Origin of the sequence: Trueperella sp. LYQ141, assembly GCF_046599555.1 — a bacterium.
Lineage (GTDB): Bacteria > Actinomycetota > Actinomycetes > Actinomycetales > Actinomycetaceae > Trueperella.
Genome location: NZ_JBKIWQ010000001.1, coordinates 154,875 through 176,240, shown reverse-complemented (window position 1 = coordinate 176,240; position 21,366 = coordinate 154,875). Strand labels below are relative to the sequence as shown.

Annotated in this window: 12 protein-coding genes; 1 reads left to right on the top strand and 11 read right to left on the bottom strand. The window is 56.2% G+C overall.

Annotation, left to right across the window (positions count from 1 at the left end):
* Positions 1-69: 69 nt before the first annotated feature.
* Together ACLHIJ_RS00745 and ACLHIJ_RS00740 are read right to left on the bottom strand one after the other, a co-directional pair.
* The gene (locus tag ACLHIJ_RS00745) at positions 70-1,359 is read right to left on the bottom strand and encodes an ABC transporter substrate-binding protein (RefSeq protein ID WP_411298236.1); all 1,290 of its coding nucleotides are present in this window, start codon (positions 1,357-1,359) and stop codon (positions 70-72) included.
* Positions 1,360-1,588: 229 nt separating this feature from the next.
* Positions 1,589-2,329 (bottom strand): phosphoglyceromutase, encoded by a 741-nt coding sequence (locus ACLHIJ_RS00740; protein ID WP_411296691.1) that lies wholly within the window; start codon positions 2,327-2,329, stop codon positions 1,589-1,591.
* Between the two features lie 124 nt (positions 2,330-2,453).
* Here ACLHIJ_RS00740 and ACLHIJ_RS00735 point away from each other — a divergent pair, with 124 nt between their 5' ends.
* On the top strand, positions 2,454-3,581 hold the full coding sequence (locus ACLHIJ_RS00735) for a threonine synthase (protein WP_411298235.1): 1,128 nt from the start codon (positions 2,454-2,456) through the stop codon (positions 3,579-3,581).
* Between the two features lie 279 nt (positions 3,582-3,860).
* Here the strand turns inward: ACLHIJ_RS00735 and ACLHIJ_RS00730 are convergent, their stop codons facing one another.
* From ACLHIJ_RS00730 to ACLHIJ_RS00690, 9 genes are all read right to left on the bottom strand, one after another.
* Complete coding sequence (locus tag ACLHIJ_RS00730) at positions 3,861-5,153, bottom strand: hypothetical protein (protein WP_411296689.1); 1,293 nt, start codon at positions 5,151-5,153, stop codon at positions 3,861-3,863.
* Between the two features lie 518 nt (positions 5,154-5,671).
* Complete coding sequence (locus tag ACLHIJ_RS00725) at positions 5,672-6,376, bottom strand: FMN-binding negative transcriptional regulator (RefSeq protein WP_411298234.1); 705 nt, start codon at positions 6,374-6,376, stop codon at positions 5,672-5,674.
* 12 nt (positions 6,377-6,388) lie between these two features.
* The gene (locus ACLHIJ_RS00720; RefSeq protein ID WP_411298233.1) at positions 6,389-8,473 is read right to left on the bottom strand and encodes an ATP-binding cassette domain-containing protein; all 2,085 of its coding nucleotides are present in this window, start codon (positions 8,471-8,473) and stop codon (positions 6,389-6,391) included.
* Positions 8,470-10,551: an ATP-binding cassette domain-containing protein gene (locus ACLHIJ_RS00715; protein ID WP_411298232.1), complete on the bottom strand. Its 2,082-nt coding sequence runs from the start codon at positions 10,549-10,551 to the stop codon at positions 8,470-8,472. Before ACLHIJ_RS00715 ends, ACLHIJ_RS00720 begins: the two co-directional genes overlap by 4 nt.
* Entirely contained in the window at positions 10,548-11,372 is an 825-nt protein-coding gene (locus tag ACLHIJ_RS00710; RefSeq protein ID WP_411296685.1) for a heme ABC transporter ATP-binding protein, read from the bottom strand. Before ACLHIJ_RS00710 ends, ACLHIJ_RS00715 begins: the two co-directional genes overlap by 4 nt.
* On the bottom strand, positions 11,365-12,573 hold the full coding sequence (locus tag ACLHIJ_RS00705; protein ID WP_411298231.1) for a FecCD family ABC transporter permease: 1,209 nt from the start codon (positions 12,571-12,573) through the stop codon (positions 11,365-11,367). Before ACLHIJ_RS00705 ends, ACLHIJ_RS00710 begins: the two co-directional genes overlap by 8 nt.
* Positions 12,570-13,685 carry a hemin ABC transporter substrate-binding protein gene (locus tag ACLHIJ_RS00700; protein ID WP_411298230.1) on the bottom strand — a complete coding sequence of 372 codons (1,116 nt, stop codon included), beginning with the start codon at positions 13,683-13,685 and terminating at the stop codon, positions 12,570-12,572. Before ACLHIJ_RS00700 ends, ACLHIJ_RS00705 begins: the two co-directional genes overlap by 4 nt.
* Before the next feature lie 112 nt (positions 13,686-13,797).
* Positions 13,798-15,972 (bottom strand): HtaA domain-containing protein, encoded by a 2,175-nt coding sequence (locus tag ACLHIJ_RS00695; protein WP_411298229.1) that lies wholly within the window; start codon positions 15,970-15,972, stop codon positions 13,798-13,800.
* Positions 15,973-16,343: 371 nt separating this feature from the next.
* Positions 16,344-21,227, bottom strand: coding sequence for a family 20 glycosylhydrolase (locus ACLHIJ_RS00690; RefSeq protein ID WP_411298228.1), 4,884 nt, complete (start codon positions 21,225-21,227; stop codon positions 16,344-16,346).
* Between the last annotated feature and the right edge of the window lie 139 nt (positions 21,228-21,366).

Genomic DNA, 21,366 nt, shown 5'->3' with positions numbered 1-21,366 from the left:
CATTGACCGAGGGATGTGAGCGACTGGCGGGGAGCGCCACTTAATTGCGCTCCCCGCCAGTGTGGTGCATTACTGCCCGAGAATCTTGGTGATTGCTTCATTATCCGCCTTGAGAGCTCCTGCGTCTCCCCATACGGCGTTCTGGATCAATAGCTGCCAGGGGCTTCCCGGAGCATTGAAGGCTTCGTTGAAGTTACGAGCCACCGGCGTGCGACCATCCTTGACCACACCATTGGCGATGATGGTACGCGGATCTGCGCTGCCGTATGCCGATTCGAGAACCTTGATGTTGCCAGCGGTGTCATTGTTCTTCACAAAGACTTCCTTCTGGGCGTCTTCCGTCATCAGCCATGCCATGAAATCCCATGCGCCGTCAACGTCCTTGCACGAGGAGGTGATGCCGATAGCATCGCCACCGAGGAAGGTGGACTGCCCGCCCTTCAGACCAGGGATCGGAGCAACGCCGATTTCGAAGTCTTTGTTGGCGAACAAGCCGGTTGCCGTGGTGAACGGGTACGGCATGACACCAACCTTGCCTTCCTGGAAGGGGGCCGTCCAGGTTGCGCCGGTCTCTTCGCGCGAGCCAGCGCCCAAACCGTTCGGAGTCTCAGCGAGGGTCCGGTATGCCTTGAGCAGTTCTGCCGATTCTGGGGAATCCAACAGCGCCTTGCTGCCATCTTCCGAGAGCACTTCCGCACCGGAGCCCCAAATCGTCGGGAACAGGGTGAACACTAGCGCGCCACCGGACTGACCAGCCAAGTAGCTACCCGAAACGCCTTCCTTGTTCAGCTTTGCGATAGCCTGTGCCTGCTGGACGAATTCATCCATCGTCGTCGGGCCCTTTTCCGGATCAAGCCCGGCTTCCTTGTAGAGGTTCTTGTTCCATACCATGACGGAAATATCCGTCACGAAGGGAAGCGTGTGCTTCTTGCCGTCGATCGTGCCTGCCGCAATGTGACCAGCCTGCAGATCCTTAACGTTCTCTAGCCCGTCAATACGATCGGTCAAGTCGGTGAAGATTCCTTGTTCCGTCCAGTACGGGATACGCACCACATCACCGGCGAGGAGGCACGGGAGGGAATCCGTCTGAACTGCTGCGCCAACCTTGCCTTCAACATCATCGTTCGGCAAGATTTCCAACTGAATCTTCTTATCGTGCGCGGCGTTGTATGCCTCAACTGCGTGCTTGCCCTGCGATTCGAGCGGAGCGCGCGTCCACATCACAAGGTTTCCTGAGCCTTCACTGCCGCCAGATCCACCCTCTGACGATCCTGAATCCGAGCACGCCGTCAGCCCGAGCAGTGTGATGCCTGCAATCGCGCCGGTTGCCACTAACTGCGAGCGAAACTTTTTCGCCATAACAGTTCTCCTAACTCCATTGTTATCTGTCCTAACGCGAACGGTATGCCGCCATATTGCCCGGTGTTCCATTTCCGTAAGCGCTTACGTAAAACAATAATACGCCCACTCGCAGACCACAAGAGATTTTGACAATTTGCTTGATATGGCACACCGCTTTGATACAAAACAGCAAAAAGTGGGGCGGCGCCACAACGCCACCCCACTTCGGGTTCACCTCAACAGAAAATTACTTTCCTTGGTTTGCCACTGCCTCAATCGCAGCCTTCGCTGCCTCTGGATCAAGGTACGTGCCGCCCTTCGTCAGCGGCTTGAGCGTTTCCTCGCACAGCTCATAGTAGAGCGGAATACCCGTAGGAATATTCAACCCTGAGATCTCATCGTCGGAAATCTCATCAAGATGCTTAACAATCGCCCGCAGCGAGTTACCATGCGCAGCGATCATAACCGTCTTGCCCGTCTTCAGATCCGGAACAATTGCCTCTTCCCAGTACGGCAGCAGACGCTCCAACACATCTTTCAAACATTCCGTATCCGGAATCGGCTCGCCAGCATACCGTGGCTCCGCATCCTGGGAGAACTCCGAACCCTTCTCAATCGGCGGCGGTGGCACATCGTAGGAGCGACGCCACTGCATGAACTGCTCCTCGCCGTACTCATCGCGGATTTCCTTCTTATTCTTGCCCTGCAACGCGCCATAGTGACGCTCGTTGAGCCGCCAGCTACGCTTGACCGGAATCCAGTGCAAATCAGCAGCATCCAACGCAAGGTTCGCCGTCATAATCGCCCGACGCAGCAGCGAGGTGTGCAAAATCTCCGGCGTCACCCCAGCGTCTTTCAGCAGACCGCCAGCACGAACCGCCTCTCCAGTGCCCTTCTCCGACAACGGGACGTCAACCCAGCCGGTGAAGAGGTTTTTGGCATTCCACACGCTCTCGCCGTGACGGACGAGGACTAACTTGTACACCATGTTCTTCCTTCTGTAGTCCTGACGTGCACGATCGCGCACATTCAGATCAATTCTACCGATAGTTCTCCTCAGATATTGGCTAACTTGGTCCTAGACCGGAGGATTACCCGCTACGCTGTGAGCTATGAACGACGATTCCGCTTCCGCATATCCTGCCCGCGCCGACCTGCTCACCTGGCGAGCCGCCGATGGCTCCCCCCTGTGGCTTCCCGCCCAATCCGGATTAACACCAGCCGATATCGTCACCACCGAATTTTCCATGTGGCGATACGCCGCCACCTTGCCTATCCCACATTCTGATCGAGTCAGCCTAGGCGAAGGCTGCACACCCCTCGTCGAACTCGATTCCTGCGGCACACTAGGGAAACTCGAATGGCTCAACCCCACGTCATCTTTCAAAGATCGCGGCGTCGCCATGATGATCTCCCAGCTCAAAGCCTTAGGCGCGCAGCGAGTCCTCGAAGACAGCTCCGGCAATGCTGGATCATCCGTTGCCGCCTACGCGCGAGCCGCCGGCATGCAGGCAACCATCCTCGCACCAGCCCACACCTCATCCCATAAGATCTCCCAAATTCGCTCATTCGGCGCCACAGTTGAGCTCATCTCAGGATCGCGCGATGACGTCTCCGCCGCCGCCGTCACGCTAGCCCAACAGATCCCATACGCCAGCCACAACTGGAATCCCTACTTCCTACACGGCATCAAAACCATCGGATATGAGATCTGGGAATCACTTGCCTTTACACTGCCCGATAATATCGTCACCGTCGCCGGATCTGGCTCTATCGCGCTCGGTCTTGACCTCGCTTTCACCGAACTGCGCCAGGCTGGGCAAATAACTAAATCGCCGCGAATTTTCGTCGGACAACCCCTCGGATTCGACCCAATCGTTCACCTGGCTAACGGCACAACTCCGCCGCCAAGCAACATTGAAAAACCGGCACGGCTGGCAGAGGGGGCCTCCATCACTCGCCCGGTGCGCGGCGCACAGGTTGCCGAGGTGGTACGCCGCAGCGGTGGGCACGGCGTAAGCGTCAGCGATGAGCAGATTGCCCGAGCAACTCAATACCTCGTTTCCCGAGGAATATTTGCTGAACCGACGAGTGCCCTCGCCTATGCAGCAACCGAGATATTGCGCGATAGCGGCGTCATTACCAGCTCCGAACAAACCGTCGTCGTCTTAACTGGCACCGGATTGAAAGCCGCCGAAGCAATGGCGGCTGCCTTAGCTTGGGGAAAGGCTGATATATAAGCGCAACTGATAGCACAATGCGGCATGTACACAATCCGATTCACACGTTTTGCTGCGCACCTCAGCTAGCTTTCACGCGAACTAATAACTTTCAAATGCAACATAGGCAGCTATTTTTAGCAGATCGCTCTGTGGCTGCCCAGAAAATGCACAGCCACAGAGCACACGCCATTGCGACTACCACAATGCACGCAACAGCTAAGCCAGCGCAACGGCACTCCCACTCAGAAAACCTGCCCAGCGCAACTCGCCAGCTAGCAGCCTCGCGCAATCTTCCACTTAGGCAAAATGATTAATCAGCAGTGCAATCACAACAACCACTACCAGCCCAAATAGCTGAGCCGGACGCTGGAAACGATTAGCACGACGCAAATCCGACCCAGGCACAACGGGAATCGTGGTTGCCAATGCCGCCACCGGACCACCCGTTAAGAAGAACTGCATGATCGCCGCCGGTCCACACGCCGCCACAGCAAGAGCTAAGGGGCTAATGCTGATAGCCACCCCGTTCATCGCCATCATCAAACGCACCGTCGGCAAAATAATGGCAGCCGACGCAGAATTCGACTGTGTGAGCAGCCCCGCCAACGCAGAAATAATGGCAATAGACATAATCGGCATAGCTATAAATAGCGGCTTAAACCAGTCAGACAAGAGATCTGTTATACCGATAGCGTCAATAACGCTCGACATATACAAAAATCCCACGGTCGCGACCAAGGGAACAGCAATGCGTTTGGCGGAGTCAAGCATGGCCGCTTCGGCAGCAACCGGATGGCACCGCCCCATGACCATCACCAAAATCGACACCAGGAAACCGACTAGGAAAACCGGATAGCCCAGCGAGAATCCTATAACTAACAACACGAAAGGCAGCAGCACAAACCAGACGGACTTTTCCCCGTCAACACGCTGAAAATCCCCCATCGCCTGAGCGCGATCCTCAGCGGGAATCTGTGCCCCAGACTTGCGCACTGACCGGCGCATCCGAATAAAGGACACCGCAAAAATAGATAGCCCCGTCACCAGCCCCACGACGTTAATCGCCCCAAATTTAATGCCGACGAGAGCCATAACCGCGAGCAAGGTCGGATGCGTGAAACCCGCGAAATTACCTAGGTGCCCAGCATGAGCATGCGTCCCCGCGCTCTGATTCGGATCAGCACCAAGCCGGACGGAAGCCGGGCCAGTCACCACTGCCGTGATTGCCGGTTGAGTAAAGCCGGTAAAGCCGCCGATGATGCCAGCCCCAATGCCACCCATCGTGGCAACCCCTGGCCCACCACCGATTCGATTGCCGACGCGGATCATCGCCTTAACGAGGACGTGCAGGAAACCGGCGTATTCCATCGCTCCAATGAAGATAAGAACGCCAGCCATATCGGCGATAACCGGATTCAATCCGCCGGCAACAAGATTGACGATAGCAACGTCGGAATCGCCACGGATTGGCAGACCGTAAACCAGCGCCGATAGCGTTGCCCCCACAATAGCTGTTGAGTAGAGCGGAGTTTTTCCGATCAGCATTAAGACCAAGGTCAATGCCATGATGATCTGCGCGAGTACGTCCATGATTCCCCCCCCTAACTGCAGGTATCTTGCCAAGATCCAGCGCGGCTACCTGCCACACCACGCCTATCTGCGGCAATACAAATTAGCACGAGCCGAGACATACCCGCCGTTACTGCTCCTGCGAACATCCCGCAGTGCGATAGCCGAACGCTACGCCCTTCAGCGGAAAAGGCACAGATGCGCCGATACAACCCAGCTCACCTCTAGTTTATTGGGTATCTGCCTAAGCCTGCCGAGAATTATCAGGATTGCTGCACTCACTTACGCAACCAACGCTAAGGAGCATTACCCGCACAAGAGCGCCAAAACAACATAAGAGAAAACACTACGGGCATATAAACCTAGGAACAATATGAGCCTAAGCAGCACACGCCGCTTAGAATCAGCACACCCTCAAGAACCTTATAGACGCAAGATGCTCAAAACATAAGAGTTTCGAAGCACTATGAGTCTAAACTCTGCACGACTGCAAACACTGCGAACGAAAATACGAAAATACCGCGCTAAGGTTATTAACGCTAAAACTCCACATCGGGTAGGGCGATAGGTAGCGTTGAGCGCCCGGCCTGCCGAGCATTTTCCACTCGTGCTTCCCGAGCCAGCGCCCAGGGCACGGCAATCTCCTCCATTGCATCTGCAACCGGAGCGGCCAGGGGATCGCGAGCGCGCAGGCGTTGTGCCGTATCTCGGATCTCCATCGCCGCCATATTTTGCCCAAGTTTTGCCTTACCTGCGATTTTCTCCACCTCGAACTCAATACCGACGAGGGCATTCAAGGCATTGTTGATTCGCTGATAGTTTGAGTGCGTCTCAGGCCGCCAGGTATCTTCATGTGTCGCCACTAGTCGCGCCAGGTGTTCCCGTTTCCATGCCGGATCGTCATGGATAGTGAAATGCCCGTGCAGATGTACCGTGATGTAATTCCAGGTGGGAACGACGGGCATTTTCGCCTCTGGTTTTTCTGCCGGAAGATCCGTTCCTGCGATATGGGCCTGCGGGCCAGTCACAATCACCATCGCCGCCCCTGGGCTGCGCCACTGTGGATTCACCCGATTCACATGCGCTTGGAGCATGGCGCGCTCCCCGTCACGAACTACGTTAAAGGGCAATAGGCTCGCATCGAATTGCCCAGAGGCAAGGCTCACAAACTGGCCGACTCCGAGCTGGCAAACAAGCTGCCAAGCACGCTCCTCGTCAAGCTGATGTTGCTGCGCGACGTACACCTTTTGACCACCTCACGAAAACATGGCACGAATCTGTTGCGCCGATCCCTGCGCCCGCACGCTCCCCGCGTCAAAGAGCACCACATGATCACAGTCTGCGATGGAATCACGACGATGTGTGATCTCAATAAGCGTCATCTCCACATCCGCTTGCGCCAAGGCTCGACGAATATCGCGTTCCAGTTCGACATTAACATGCGCGGTGAACTCATCAAGAACAAGCACCCTAGGTTTCATCAGTAACGCCCGCGCCAAACATAGCCGTTGTGCTTGACCTCCAGACAGCGCCGCGCCATTATTCCCCACTGGTGTATCCAGCCCTTGCGGCATATCGCGAATATCGGTATCGAGGGCGGCGATACTCAAGGCCTGCCACATCTGCTCCTCGGTTGCCTGCGGCACGGCAAGCAGGAGATTCTCCCGAATCGAACAGTTGAGCAGTTCATTATATTGGGAGACGATGACGACGCCAGTGCGCAAGGAATCCAGGGTGTATTCGGTAATTGGGATGCCGTCCACAGTGATATTTCCGGTATCAGGATCGTCATACCGCGCCAATAGTTGCACGCATGTTGATTTTCCAGAGCCGGAAGCCCCTAAGAACACCGTGTGTTTCCCTGCTGGAGCGACGATAGATACCTCGCGTAGCTCAAAACCTGGCTGCCCGCTGGCGGTTTCATATTGATAGGAGACGTTATTCCATGCCACCGTCGGGGCAGAATTCTGCACTAATTCTTGCGAACCATCACCAACACGTATTGGGGCGTGGCTAATATCCCACAGGCGGCGCGCTGCGGCAAAGGAATGATCGAGATAGCCGACGGCATCTTCTACTCCGCGCGGCCCTTCAAACAGCCGCAAAGCCCCCGCAACCATGCCTGCCGTCACAATTGGTGAATAGTGGCCAACGGCGGGGATAGAGATCGCTGCGAACAGCATCAACATAATATTTACTGCCCGACGTGAAGCGAGGATACGGCGGGAAATCGCTGCTGTGCGGGCAACTTCGTCGTCAATTTTTGCCATCTCGGCCGCGCGATCATCTGCTCGACCATATCCGACAACTTCTTCTTTGCCGAAAATGGAATCCGAAACGTGGTGGGATAGGACCCGCCGAGTGCGGATAGTATCGGCCGTCGCGGCTAAGGCTCGGCGAGTTCCCACATAAGGAACCAGGCTGAGCGAGAGCATTACACATAGGGCTGGGATTATCACAATATCCCAACCGATCCATAGGCCAGTGACGAGTAAGGCCAACGGTGGCACGACGTATGCTGCAACCAACGGAGCGAAAGTATGAGCATAGAACACTTCAATACGATCGACGTCTCGGGTCAGGGACGCCAAAATATCACCGGAGCGAGAGCGGTAGACGATCGCCGGAGCTTTCGGCCACAGGGTTGCAAAAACGTGGGTTCGCAATAATTCCAAGGCTTTGAAGGCAACGTAATGCCCAGAGAACTGCTCTAAATAGTAGGCCACAGCTTTTGCCAGCGCGATAAGCACTAATCCCAGGAAGATGATCGGCGAAGCAGCACCATAGAAAAGTGCCACCACCCCTGCCCCCATCATGGCAAAGAGGCTTATCTCAAGGCTGAGGTTGACTATCCGCATAAAGGCCGAGAAAAACAAGGGTTTGTGAACCGGACGAGTGATGGAGGTTAACCATCGGATCAGTTGCGGCGTCGTCACTACGGTTGATGTAGCGGCCGATGCAGTGGTTGATGTGGCGGCGCGCAGCGCAAAATCGGCTGCCGAATCCTGGCAGGAGGCAGCCGCCGAGTTGTTCCTTGCCGCCTCAGCCAGCTTTGATTGCGTTATCGCTGGCTGAGGCGCGGTTGGCTGGGGCATCGTTAGCCGATCTGCCGTTGGCTGCTCATTTACTGGCTGGGCTGGCATCGATTGCGCTGTCACTGGTTGAGCAACGGCTGAAACTGCCTGGGCAGGTGAGGCCTGGTTTGCTGCCAGGTGATGTGCTGTGGGGCGATGCGCCGTCGGCTGATCCGTCATTCGTTGATCTTTAGTTAGCTGATCTTTAGTTAGCTGATCTTTAGTTGACTGATCCGTTGCCGGTTGATTCTTCGTCGGCCCATTCATCGCTGTTCCTCCGTCACATGCCCATCAGCCAGATGCCATTGCCGGTTGCTTAACTGCAGCAGACTTGGGCGATGGGTAATAAAAATACAGGTATATTCCGGACCAATCTGCGTTATAGCACGGAGAATATGCTGCTCTGAATCCATATCAACATGCGAGGTTGGCTCGTCGAAGAGGATCAGCCGACGCTGGGAGAGAAAAGCCCGCGCCAAGGAGAGTCGTTGCGCCTGACCCCCAGAGATCAACGCCCCACCCTCACCTAAATCCGTCTCTAATCCAGCGGGCATCGCTCGCACATCATGTGCCACATAGGCTTTCTCCAGAGCCTGCCACATCTGCTCCTCAGTCGCCTGTGGGCAAGCCATCCGCAGATTATCCGCAATTGTTCCGGTGAACAGCCAGGTGCGTTGGGATACCACGGCTGAGCAGGCTCGCAGGCGGGAAAGATCCGTCGTCGCCGCTTCATAACCGGCGATATTCAAAGCACCCTGTTGCAGCGGCAGCACTCCCGCAATGAGGGATAAGAGGGTCGTCTTTCCCGAACCAGAACGCCCGGTCACAGCGATACGATCACCCGGGTACACCGTGAGATTGAGGTTGCGTAGTACCGGGCCTCGCCCATAGTCGTGGCATAAATCTTCGAGATGGATAATCGCTTTATTTGGGCAAGCGCGGCTCACGCGTACCCCACTGCGCTCTGGTAGGGCTGCCGGTAGTTGCATTTTGGTGCAGGTCGGATTGGATTCGGCGTTCTGGGCCTCAGAGCAAGCAGATCGCGTGCGTTGAACCGGAGTATCCGACCGAGTGGCAGTTTGCGCGCGTTGCGGATGCCCTTCAGCTTCGACTTGCGCGTCATATTGCGTTTTGCCGACGTATCGGCCCTGATCCTTATCCGAATTTTGAGAGCTCTGTGGCGCCTGGCTGCTGTGTTGCGAGCGCTCGGCGCGGTAAGTCTGCTCGTGGTTTTCACTACGCTCGCCATATTGGCTATGCGCGTGGGATCGGCTATGTTCGCCACGTTCTTGGCTCTGCTCCTCGCGCTGGTCACGCCCGCGATGTGCACTACGCGCGCTATGCTGGGAATGCCCATTACCCTGATCGTGCCCACCATGCTCATTCTTGCCACGGCGTGCGTGCCGCCCCAACGTAGCCGAATCCGCCGAGAATAGGTAGCGATTGATCGCCCGCTGGGCCGCTTTACCGCCCATTCCGATATAGAAGAACCCTGCCACCTGCTGTAGCGGTTCGATCAGTAAAAACGTTAACAGTGCCACCGTCAATGCCTGGCTCATCGTTATCGCCCCAGAGCTATGCCGCCACACCGCTAGAGCAGCCACAGCACAGATCAAAATAAGGGAAAATACCCCATCGAGCACAATAATGACGATCTGATTGCCCGCCAACAGTTTCATAATGGCTTTGCGATTGCGTTCCCCTGCCTCTCGTAATTCGTCTTCTACCCGACGGCCGGCGCCCAATAGCCGGATCATCACCAGGTGGCGAATCGCGTCAATATAACGGGCCATGAGCGCTGCACGTTGGCGTCGGGAATGAGCTGAAGTCCCTCTAAATAGCCGCAAAAAGCCCAGTACACATCCAGGCACGAAGGGTACAAGCACAAGCATTGCCAGCCCGATAAGCGGATCAATAGCAATCGCAATATAGGCGATCGTTAACACCGGAATAGCTAGCGCTGCCTGTGTTGCTCCGCGATACACCTGGAGATATTCCGTGACGCGCTCAGCATTATCCGTCATCAAAGTAACGACGTGCGCATCGCGATCCGGCGCATCGTCTGGGCTCGGTCCAGTCTCATATAACCGACGAAGGATCCGTCGGCGCAAATATTTTTCTTCCGCCCGCGCCCCACGCCCACCGACAACCAATTCACCATAGGCGCATATTCCGGCAAGAATCGCGAATATCGCAGGCATGATCCAGCCGTGAGAACTTGGGCGAAAAACCTGCGGTGCCAGCGCACATAACGTTGCCCCCACCCAGAGGGCATAGCCCAGACGCAAGGCCATTACGAATCGGGTGGTGCGAATTCCTTGAGCAGAAATTGCTGTTGCTGTCACTTTCGCACTCCTTTGCGTTCCGGAATAATCACTATCTCGCCGTCCACTTCACTCACCCGAATCGGCCATCCGTACACCTCAGTGAGAAGATCTGGAGATAAAACCTCGCTCGGCGGACCAAAAGCAACGACTTTCCCTGCGCTCATCACCGCAATGCGATCACAGTAGGCCGCTGCCAACTGCAAATCATGCATCACCGCGATAACCCCACATCCCTTACTAGCAAGCTGGGTGCATAACTCCATCGTTCGCTCTTGATGGGCAATATCTAAGGCAGCCGTCGGTTCATCCAGAAAAACGACGTGGGCGTCTTGGGCAATGACGCGGGCGAGTGTGACTCGTGATTTTTCTCCGCCAGATAGTTGCGTGACATCCCGATCGACGAGATGTTCCACATCGGTACATTCGATAGCGCGACCGACCATCTGCTCGTCACGCTCAGTATCGCGCGGCCAACACGAGCGACCCATGTACACAATATCGTGTACTAAATACGAGAACGGAAAATCGCTTGATTGCGGCATGACTGACCGCTTTTGTGCCAAACTCCGACGATCATATTCCGCCAACGAACGCCCACACAGGGATACCGTGCCGCTAGCGGGCCGCAGATCTCCGGCCAACACCCCCAACAGCGTGGATTTTCCTGTCCCGTTCGGCCCAAGCAAGCCCACCACTTCACCAGCTCGCACATCCACGCTGACCTGGCTCAGAATTGGCCGCTGCCCGTAACAAAAGGAAATATCATGGCAGGTAATCAGCACTTCACCAGGGTCTATCGCGCCGGTATCAGTACGAGTGGGAGTATCAGTATCAGCCACGACGCATTCCTCTCATGCCACGGCGCAGCAGGATGAAAAACGTTGGACCCCCTACCAGCGCAGTAAAAATTCCAATCGGCAGATCGGCAAACGGGATCACGGTGCGAGCTGCCAAATCAGAAAGCGTGATAAGCAGCGCCCCGCCGAGCAGTGCCCCCGGCAAGAGGTATTTGTTCATAGGTCCAATAAGTAGACGCAGAACGTGCGGAACGATCAGCCCGACGAAAGCAATCACTCCAGCGTATGACACTGCCGCCGCCGTCATTAATGCTGTTATCCCGATAGCGCATACTCGCACTGCATGAACTGAGACTCCTACGTGCCCAGCAGCTTTTTCACCAAGCGCCAACGTATCGAGTTTCCACGCCATGCTTATGGCACCGAGCAGGCCAATCCCCGTAATGATCGCAACTGTTAGCACATGTGCCCAGCTTGCCCCATTAAGCGATCCCATTTGCCAAAACACGATTTGATCACGAGCCGTCGTGGGGGCAACGTACGTTGCGATTGACGTCAACGCCGAACATACGGCAGTTACTGCAATTCCCGTCAGTACTAAGGTGATGACGTCAGCCCGACCGCCAGAACGCGATAACAGATACACGGCCGCAGAAGCGATAAGCCCGGAACAGAAAGCCGCCAAGGGCACCGCAAATCCGCCGAGTGCGTAAGGGAATACCACAATAGCTATCGACGCCCCCACGGCGCAGCCCGATGACACCCCGATGATGCCCGGCTCGGCAAGCGGATTAGAGAAAATAGCTTGCATAATAGCGCCAGATACGGCCAATGCAGCTCCGACCAGCAAACCAAGAGCAATCCGCGGGAATCGGATCTTCCACAGCACCTGGGTAGCGTTAGCGTCTGCCGGCTCACCACCAATACCGAAATGCGAAAAGAACCCACGAATGACGTCCGGGATTGCAATCTCGTATTGCCCAATTGACGCCGATAGCACGACCGCTCCGATAAGCGCGACGATGAGAACAATAAAAGTCAATACGCGACGGCGGGTGCGGGCACGAAGCCCGCCACGGCGCGAATTACACCCCGGGCGCGCACACTGGCACTGTTCTTTCTGCGGCTGCTGAGCCGAAAGCTGCTGTTCGTGCAGATGTTTCACCCCAGATGTTTGTGCCGCAGGCGAGCCCTTAGCCGGTGAGGTATGCGATCGGCGATGAAATAGCTGATAAACACTCACTGCGCTTCATCGACCCCATAAAGCGCCCGAGCCACTGCCAACAGAATCTCACCCGTTTGCGGGCCAAAGGCGAGCGATATTCCGTCAGGGATCACTACCACACGCTGATGTTCCCCAGCGCGCGTCTGTGCCACTCCTGGGCGGGCCAATAAACCAGTTAATCCGTCAGTGGATTCCAAACCATTCTTCATCACGAAGATGACCTGCGGATTTAACGCCACTAAGGCTTCCGCATTGGCGGGAGCCACCGAGGTAATCCCGTGTTCGCTCGCAACGTCACGCCCACCCACATGGGTAATGAGTTCCCCGGCCCCATCCTCCGAACCAAGGATGAAGAAGATTCCTGCCGTCCCGCGCACATACAAGAACGCAATACCGAGCGGCTGAGCTGGCGTCCACTGAGCAATCTGCTCTTGTGCGCTGGCAATCTCTGACTCTGTGCGTTGCGCGAGGGCTTTCCCAGCCTCGTCAGCTCCTAATGCGTGCGCCACTGTTTCAATCAGGGTGCGAGTATGAGAGATGGAACGTGCCGGATCAACTAATACGACGGGAATTCCCATAGCCCGCAGTTGGTCGAGAGATTCTGGCGGGCCAACAGATCTATCTGCCAAGATTACGGTCGGATTCAGCGCAATAATGGCTTCAGTATTGATGGAGTGGCCATTTTCTGTCACGACGGGGAGGCTCTGCAATGCCTTTTCCGTTGAGGATACTGTGCGCCCGACGAGCCGATCGCCATATCCCAGCGCAATGACGGTACGCGATAATGTGCCGTTAATATCGAGGGCCAGAATACGCGAGGTATCGGATACCGTGACGGAATTGTGCTCGTAATCGGTGAGCGTCACCGGAAGTTTTTGGGCGAAACTCCCCTCAATGGGGACGGGATCGCCAATATCTGCTACCTGGCTTATTCCGGTGAGGCGTGCTGGATCAGGTAGCGAGGATTTACCTGATTCTGCGGCCTGCGCTTGTGTTGATGTGCCATCTGACGTGCTGGTGGAGGTTTTGTTATCAGAGGCTGGAGGCGACGTGGGGTCTGCTCCACATCCGGTCAACAGCAGAGTGAAGGAGGCCCCGAGCGCGAGGCTGAATGCACGCAGTTTTTTCATTGTTCCTCGTCATCATGGTGTGGGATGAACGCGCTACAGATTTGCATTCATCCCACACCATTAGGGTTTTATTGCGAGTTTTCCGCTCACATATATGGTTTTTCGCTGATATTTATGCCGTCATTTCCCGACGCCGCACGACCAGGAGGAGCGCACCCAGGAGAGACAGCGCCAAGGCCACGCCAGCGGTGGCAGGCACTGCCGCACCCGTGTAGGTGAGCTTTCCTGACCCGTCGTAGAATGTGTGCTCACCCGTCACCGGATCGCAGGCATTGTTCGGAGTCAGAGAGACGGAGGAGGACATCGCATTGAGTTCTTCGCCAGCCGAGTAGAAACCAGCGAAGGCAGCCGCACCTGCTGACGTCAAGGTCACTGACGCTGTTGAGAAACTCAGCGAGCTGTAGCCTGCTTTCTTTCCGGAGAGCACGACGTTAGCAAAGTGAACCCGACCGTGATCCGTCCGATTGCCAGACATATCCGAGGAGGAAACCGTCGCGTATAGCGCGGCGGAATTTCCGTTGATGACGAGCGAAGGGTTCGAGATCGTCATATCCAAAACGCCTTTGTGACCAGTGAAATGGACTGTGCCAGAGTAGTTGAGCGTACCAGTGCCTGCATTCAGATCGTAGGAGCCACTGCGCGCTGACCACACCAGGGTTGATCCGGTCCACGTCACCCCACCGGAGGTTTCCATCGTGCCGTTGGCGATTGAACCGCGAACGTAGTTAACGAACGAGGAGCGCACGCCCCAATCCAGCGAACCAGCCGTCACCCGAGTCTTGGTGCGGTCCACCTCGCATTGCTTCGCCGGAGCGGGAGCCTCAGGAGCCGGAGCTGGCGCGGGCTGCGGCGCCGGAGCCGGTTGCGGGGTAGGTGCTGGAGCTGGATCCGGTGCGGGCTGCGGTTTGAGGCCAGCCCGATAGACCACCGGAGTCGCGGTATTTTGGGAGGGATCCTGCACGCCCTTTCCGTGCGCTTTGGAGGTAAGAATCGTGAATTCTACGCCGTCTTTCTTTGCTGGCACGGTAAAGGTCGCAGTAAATGTGCCGTCAGGATTTAACGGGATCATCTGCCCTTGGCGTGCGGTAATTCCTGGATTGACCCAGAATACGTTGCTCGCATTGGGATCCATCGTGGTGAAGTACTCGTAGAAGCTCTTTCCTTGCGCATTTTCTGCTAACCCGACGTAAATGCCTGGCTTTTGCGCAGAGAATCCTTTGCCTGTGACGGTGATTGTGCCGCCATCCTCCGAGACTTCCGTTACCGTCACACTCGGCTTAGTTGCTGGTTGTGGCGTCGGCTCGGGTTTGGGTTCCGGTTTCGGCTCAGGCTTCGGGCTTGGATCGGGGGTGGGAGCCGGAGCTGGCTCATAGGTAATATCAGCCGCAGCATTTTGCGACTTATCCATCATGCCCATGCCATGCGCCTTGGAGGTCAAAACGGTGAGTTTCTTTCCTTCTGCGTAGGCCGGAACCTCCATCGTCACTTCGAATGAGCCATCGGCTTTGAGGTAGTACTTACCTTCCGCCGGAGAATCCGTCGGTGGGCGCAGATAGATGATCTTTTTCATCTCATCGCTACCCATCTTGAAGTACTCGTAGAAGGCCTTTCCTGCGGCGTTAGTGGCGATACCGACGTAGATTCCCGGACCACTGGTAGCAAAACCTTTACCCGTGACGGTGACTTTTCCGCCAGCATAGGGGGCCACGCTGGCGCTAACCGTTGGCTGCGCCGGTGCAGGCTCAGGTGCGGGATCTGGTTTGGGCTGCGGATCTGGTTTCGGATCTGGAGTTGGCGCCGGATCGGGGGTGGGAGCCGGAGCTGGCTCGTATGCAATATCCACCGAGGCATTTTGCGAGGGATCTTGCGCTCCCATGCCATGCGCTTTCGAGGTCAGGATGGTGTAGGTCGTTCCCTCGGCGAATGCGGGAATATCGAAGGTCAGTTCAAAAGAACCATCCGCTTTGAGGTAGTACTTACCTGCAGCCGGAGAGTCGGAGGGCGGAAGAACGTACTTGACTTTCTTCATCGACTCGTCATCCATAGCAGTGAAGTACTGATAGAAGGTTTTTCCTTGCGCATTGGCAGCAAGCCCGACGTAGATTCCCGGAGATTTTGTGCTAAATCCATTGCCGGTGATCGTGACGGTTCCGCCACTGCGCGGGGCAACAGTTGCGGTGAGGCTTGGCGCACCTTCAGCATGTGCTGGCGAGGTAACGGCTAGCCCGGGAACAAGGAGTCCCAACACCGCAAACAGCGCAATAATGGCTCTTTTGGCGCGTGTCATATTATTCCTTCCACTGACACATCGACTAATTCTGCAAAGTTAGGGTATCCCAAGTTTTTCTAATTACGCAACGAAAGTTTGATGTTATTTCACTGCAATAGTGTCGCTAACCTGTCGGATTTTCTTAGCACACCCCCGTAAAACCCTGGTTTTTAGCCAAAATTACCGACGAATATTTCACCCGTGAATACTGTGAAAAAATACTTAGCTCAAGAGTGAGAAACGAGAACAACGGAGAAGTAAGAAAGAAAAGACTAAAAGAAAGACGTCTGCCCCGCCATCCATGATGGCGGGGCAGACGTTCACATCGAGCTATCTCGCAGCGCCACCGCTAGCGGCAGCACGGAGATTGCGTATGAAGAACCTGCACCTCAGCTCTCTCGGCGTACTCGCCGCACTCCGAGCAGTACCGCACCACACAGCACGCTCATACCCGCGAGCAGCATAATTCCGCCCGCCTGCATGCCCGTATGCGACAGCCCCTGCTTACTCGGCATCCCAGGCTTGACTGGAACGCCTGGCTTAGCAGGCACATCCGGTTTACCGGGAACACTCGGATTAGTTGGCTCCGGCGACGGCGTTGGCGAGAGCGCCACCACCGTTAACGTCGCAACCGCAGGAGTCTTAGAGACGCTACCCGTTGCACGTACCGTGTATGACCCAGCCGGAAGATCCTTCACCAGATCCATCGTCGTAGCAAAAGCACCAGAGGCATCCGCAGTGATGGTCAACGGACCAGCAACCACATCCCCCGCGCCCGTCGCCGGATCAGTAATGCGCACGATCTCCAAAGCCACCGCCTCTTGCGGCGCGAAACCAGCAGCCGTAATCGCCACCTTACTTCCAGGTGCAACTGGCTCCGCCGGAACCGTCACCGTCGGACGATAGACCCCGCACGCCGCCGGATCTGCCGCCACCGTCACCGGCAACTCAGCCGTCGCATCACCATTGCTTACCACCAGACGGTGTTCACCCGCCTCAACCGAACACGGCACACGCAAGGTCACCGTCTCCTCAGCCGAAGCAATCCGCACCGTTCCCAGATCCGTCACATCAGAATGTAGCTGGAACACTGCGTCGGTATCCGGCACAGCATTATGCACATCCACCTGGAACTCCTGGTTCTGATTCACCTTCAGAGTATCCGTCCCATGCGGCGTCACCGAGAACTTCGCCGGAGCAACCGTATGAGTGACCGACTGCTCCGCAGCCGTACCAGCAAATCCCATTGCCGTTCCGGAGGCATTGAGCGTCACCGTTGCCGAAGCCGGATTCTGCCCGCGTGCCGGAGCAGCCGGAGCCGCCCCCGCCCACTTCAGGGCCACATGTTGACGTGGAGCCAGCGTCCCCTTCCAGGTAATGACGCCATTTTCCACCGTCGGAGCCGGAACCTGTACCGGCGTTGCCGGCGTCAGCGCCTGAATCTCCCACAGGGAAACGCCATACTTCGTACCGCCGATAGCCACTCGACTACTGGCCTGCATCTTCACAGCCGTCACCGTCTGACCGCCAGTGACATCGGCACTAACTGGATGTTCCGTCCACAACACTTCCGACTTGCCCGACGGGCAGGTAATCGTATTCTTACCCAAAGACTTCCACTGACCGTCATTGAGCTTAACCATCACCTCATAAGTCGGAGCACAGGCTTCCTGCCAGGCCAAGCGCACCTTATCCAGGGTTTGCGGCTGCGCGAAAGTCACCTGAATCCAGGAATTGTCATCGTAGAGCGAGGACCAGCGAGAACCACCCGTCGTATCCCCATCCGTTGCCTTATCTGGGGTAAAGCTTGACGGGACGCCAGGGCTAATCTCTTCCGTTCCCGACGCAGTTACACTCGACCCTTCGCTAGCTGCGGCCACATTGCGTGCCTGGTTCATCACCGGCTTGCCATTCTCATCGAGAATCTGAGCTGTCACCCCATCAGCCATTAACTGCCCCGCCGTAGCTTGGGTGTTGATGCTGACCGTCGTCTCAACAGGAACCGTTGTCTTATTCGTCGTCGTAGCGGTATAGCTAATTGGCGACTTCGCCGCAACCGCTCCGGCCGCTGGATCCGCCTGCAAGGCCGATTCCAGTTTCACCTTAACTTCCTTCGGCAAAATTGGCGCCCGACCACTGGATCGAATATTCGAAGTGTAGGTGGAGTGATCGCGCTTATCCTCCGGCGCCCACGCCCGACCCGCAAAGGCATCTACCAGCGGCGTCGAATTCGCCAACACCTGCTCTTCGGTTTCCATCCGCTCATTATCGGACCAGATCGCAAAGGAGCCACCGAGCAGCCACTGCGGATACGGACGCTCATACGTCTGCGCAAAACCACGGGCATGACGCGGGAATACGCCCGGATGGTATTCGTTCCAGATCGCCTTTGGTTGCGGGCGATCATGGTATGCCCCACCTGGATAGTACAGCACGTAGTACATGTACTTATCGTTAAAGTTCACGACCTTGTGACCCTTTTGCACAAAAGTCTCCAACGGAGACATGTGCCGATCCCATGCCGTCCAGTAATCCACTGTTGCCTTCGGAGATAGCTGAACCGTCTGGTTAATATCCGAACGGTAGAAGCCGTCATTCCACACCCGAACATCGCTCTTACCGAGCGTGCCCAGGTAATCAATCATGTCATTGATGAAATACGTGAAACCATCAGCAATGGTGGCGTCCTGCTTGCCCGTGACGTCCTTGGCATAGGAGATCAAATCCGGATAGGTGTTCTTGCTCTGCGCAGCGGCAAAATCAATGAACTCATCCGCACCCAAATGCCACTTATTTGACGGGAACAACGGCGCATACTCAGCCAATAGATCCTTCATCAACTGACGCGACTCCGGCTTGGCATAGTTCAAACCATTGCGCCCCTCCTGGCTATCCGATAAACGCAAATCCGGATGGGCACCTAATACCTGACGCAAATGCCCCGGCATATCCAAAGCCGGAATGACCTCAATGTGATACATCGTGGCCAACTCAATGATCTCCGCAAGTTGATCCTTCGTCAGGTGCTGAGCCGACACAATCTCCGGATGTTGAGTGGATTCTAAGCGGAATCCCTCATTCTCTGAGAAGTGATACTGCAGGGTATTGACCTTGCGCCACGCCAACTGCGGAATCAACTGGTTGAAGAAATCCGGCGAATAGTACTTGCGCGCTGCGTCAATATGGAAAGAGCGCTCCTTCACTTCTGGCCAATCCCGCACCAGGGCGTTCTGTGCGCCACCGGAACTCTGAATTGACTGCAGTAACGTGCGCGTACCGTAGAACACACCATCGGTCGTCGTGCCCGTAATAACCGCTCCCTTAGCCCGAGTATCCAGGACGTATCCCTCCGGATTCGGGATGCCGTTATCTGCCTGCTTATTCAACACAATGTCGTGTTCGCCCGCGTCTTGCGGCGTTCCCACCACGATTTCCGGTGGATTCGTTCCGCGAATAACTGCGATTTCACGTGATACCAGCTTCGCATCAGCGCGGAGTTCTTCCGAGGTGATGATGATGCGGGTCGCATCGGTGATCGTCCACGGGGTCGCGCCCGCTACCGGCTGGTACTCGCGCAAACCCGGATAGACGGCAGGCAGACCCGGACCAGGCAGCGTATTCGCATCGGCACCTGAATCTGCACCGGCCTGTGGGAGCGGAGCATTGCCCACCCGACGGGCAACATCGCGTTCAAAATCCGCCTGCAAGGTGCGCATCTTCGGCGATCCCCAGGTTGACTGCGAGAAGGCCCGCATCCACTCTGGGAACCGCTCCGCAATCTTCTGCTCGCTTTGCGCGTCGGCGTTATCACACCAGATGGATAGGTGCGCGCCCAGCATCGGCTTGCCGTCAGGCAGGATGTAATCACCGCCGTTACCGGCCGCCCCCATGAAAGTACGCGGAGTCCACCGTTCGTAAATCGCCTGCGGATTCTTATTCGGACCGGTTCCCAATCCGTCATCAGAGCCGCCCGCATTCGTCAGAATGTAGTACAGATAATCACCGTTGGCGTTGACGACTTTGAAACCGGCATCCACATAATCCGAGGTGTTGGGCTTGCTGGCATTCCAGCGAATCCACTGGCTCAACTCGGTTTCGCGGCTGACTTGAATCGTCGTGCCCTTGGGGTACACGTCGTCGTTCCACATCCGCGCGACCTTGCCCTTGCTGCGCACCAGATCGCCGATTTCGTTCATGTACTTGGCGTAGGCGTCATTGACTCCCAGATTGCCGCCCGCAACCCCCTCGTTGGCGTATTTCACCAGGCTCGGGGCGCTCTGGTTGTTGATGGCATTGCCCGCGCTTTCTTCCCAAGGAGCCGGCAGGTATTCGTCACCGCCGATATGTACCACCTTGGAATCGGGGAACATATCAATAACTTCTGCCAGTAAATCCTTGGCAAACTGCCGAGCTTCCGGCACCGCGAGGTCAAGCTTTCCTGTGGATTTCTTCCCGTTGACAGTCAATGCCCACTCTGGATGGGCCTTGAGCAGGTTATCCATGTGCCCGGGCGTATCAACATCGGGGATGACCTCAACGTGATACTGCTTAGCCACCGCGAGGATCTCTGCCAGCTCTGCTTTCGTCCAGTGCTGCGGGCTGACAGCCTCCTTCGCTACCTGGGATTCCAAACGGTAGCCGATACCTTCGGAAAGGTGGAGCTGGAGGCGGTTGAGCTTCAAATACGACATTTGGCGGATCTGTTGTTTCATGAAGTCTGGCGTGAAGTACTTACGGCCGACGTCAATCATGACCAAACGTTCGCCATAGGCTGGCTCATCGGTAATTGTTCCGGCAAAGGTGGCCGGTTGAGCCGTTGCCCCGCGGATGATCTGCAAGACGGTACGGGTGCCCCACCAGGCACCAACAGCGCTTTTGCCGGTGATGACGAGCGCACCGTCGCGAACCTGGATGGAGTAGCCTTCTGGCCCGTTCACCCCTGCGACATCGCCAGTTTGAATAACAATGTCACCGGCAGCGGGAGCACCATCACGGGTGACGCTCATTGCGTCTTTCTTGAGGATGTTGCCGATTTCTTGTGCGAAAGTCTGCCCATCAGTGGTTATGGCGTCTCCGCCAAGAATGATTTTTCCACTCGGATTCAGCGACCACGATGTCGCATCCGAGGTGTAGTGCGAAACAGCAGGGATAGTCAGTGGCTGTGCCGGCGTCGGAGCTGCCTGTGCTGCAGATGGTGCAATACCTGCTAGCACAAGAGCGAGGATCGACGTGGAAGCCGCACTGAGAACCCTGCGCATATGCGATCTACCCATATGCTTTCCTCTCAACGTTGAGATACGTGTTCTATTGGGGATAGCCCAGGAAACGTCACCCCGCACAGTGCGTTAGGCCGCATTCAAGGTTGGGAACAACTCTAATGTGTTCGCAGTCATATTCGCTAGGGCTGGGCGA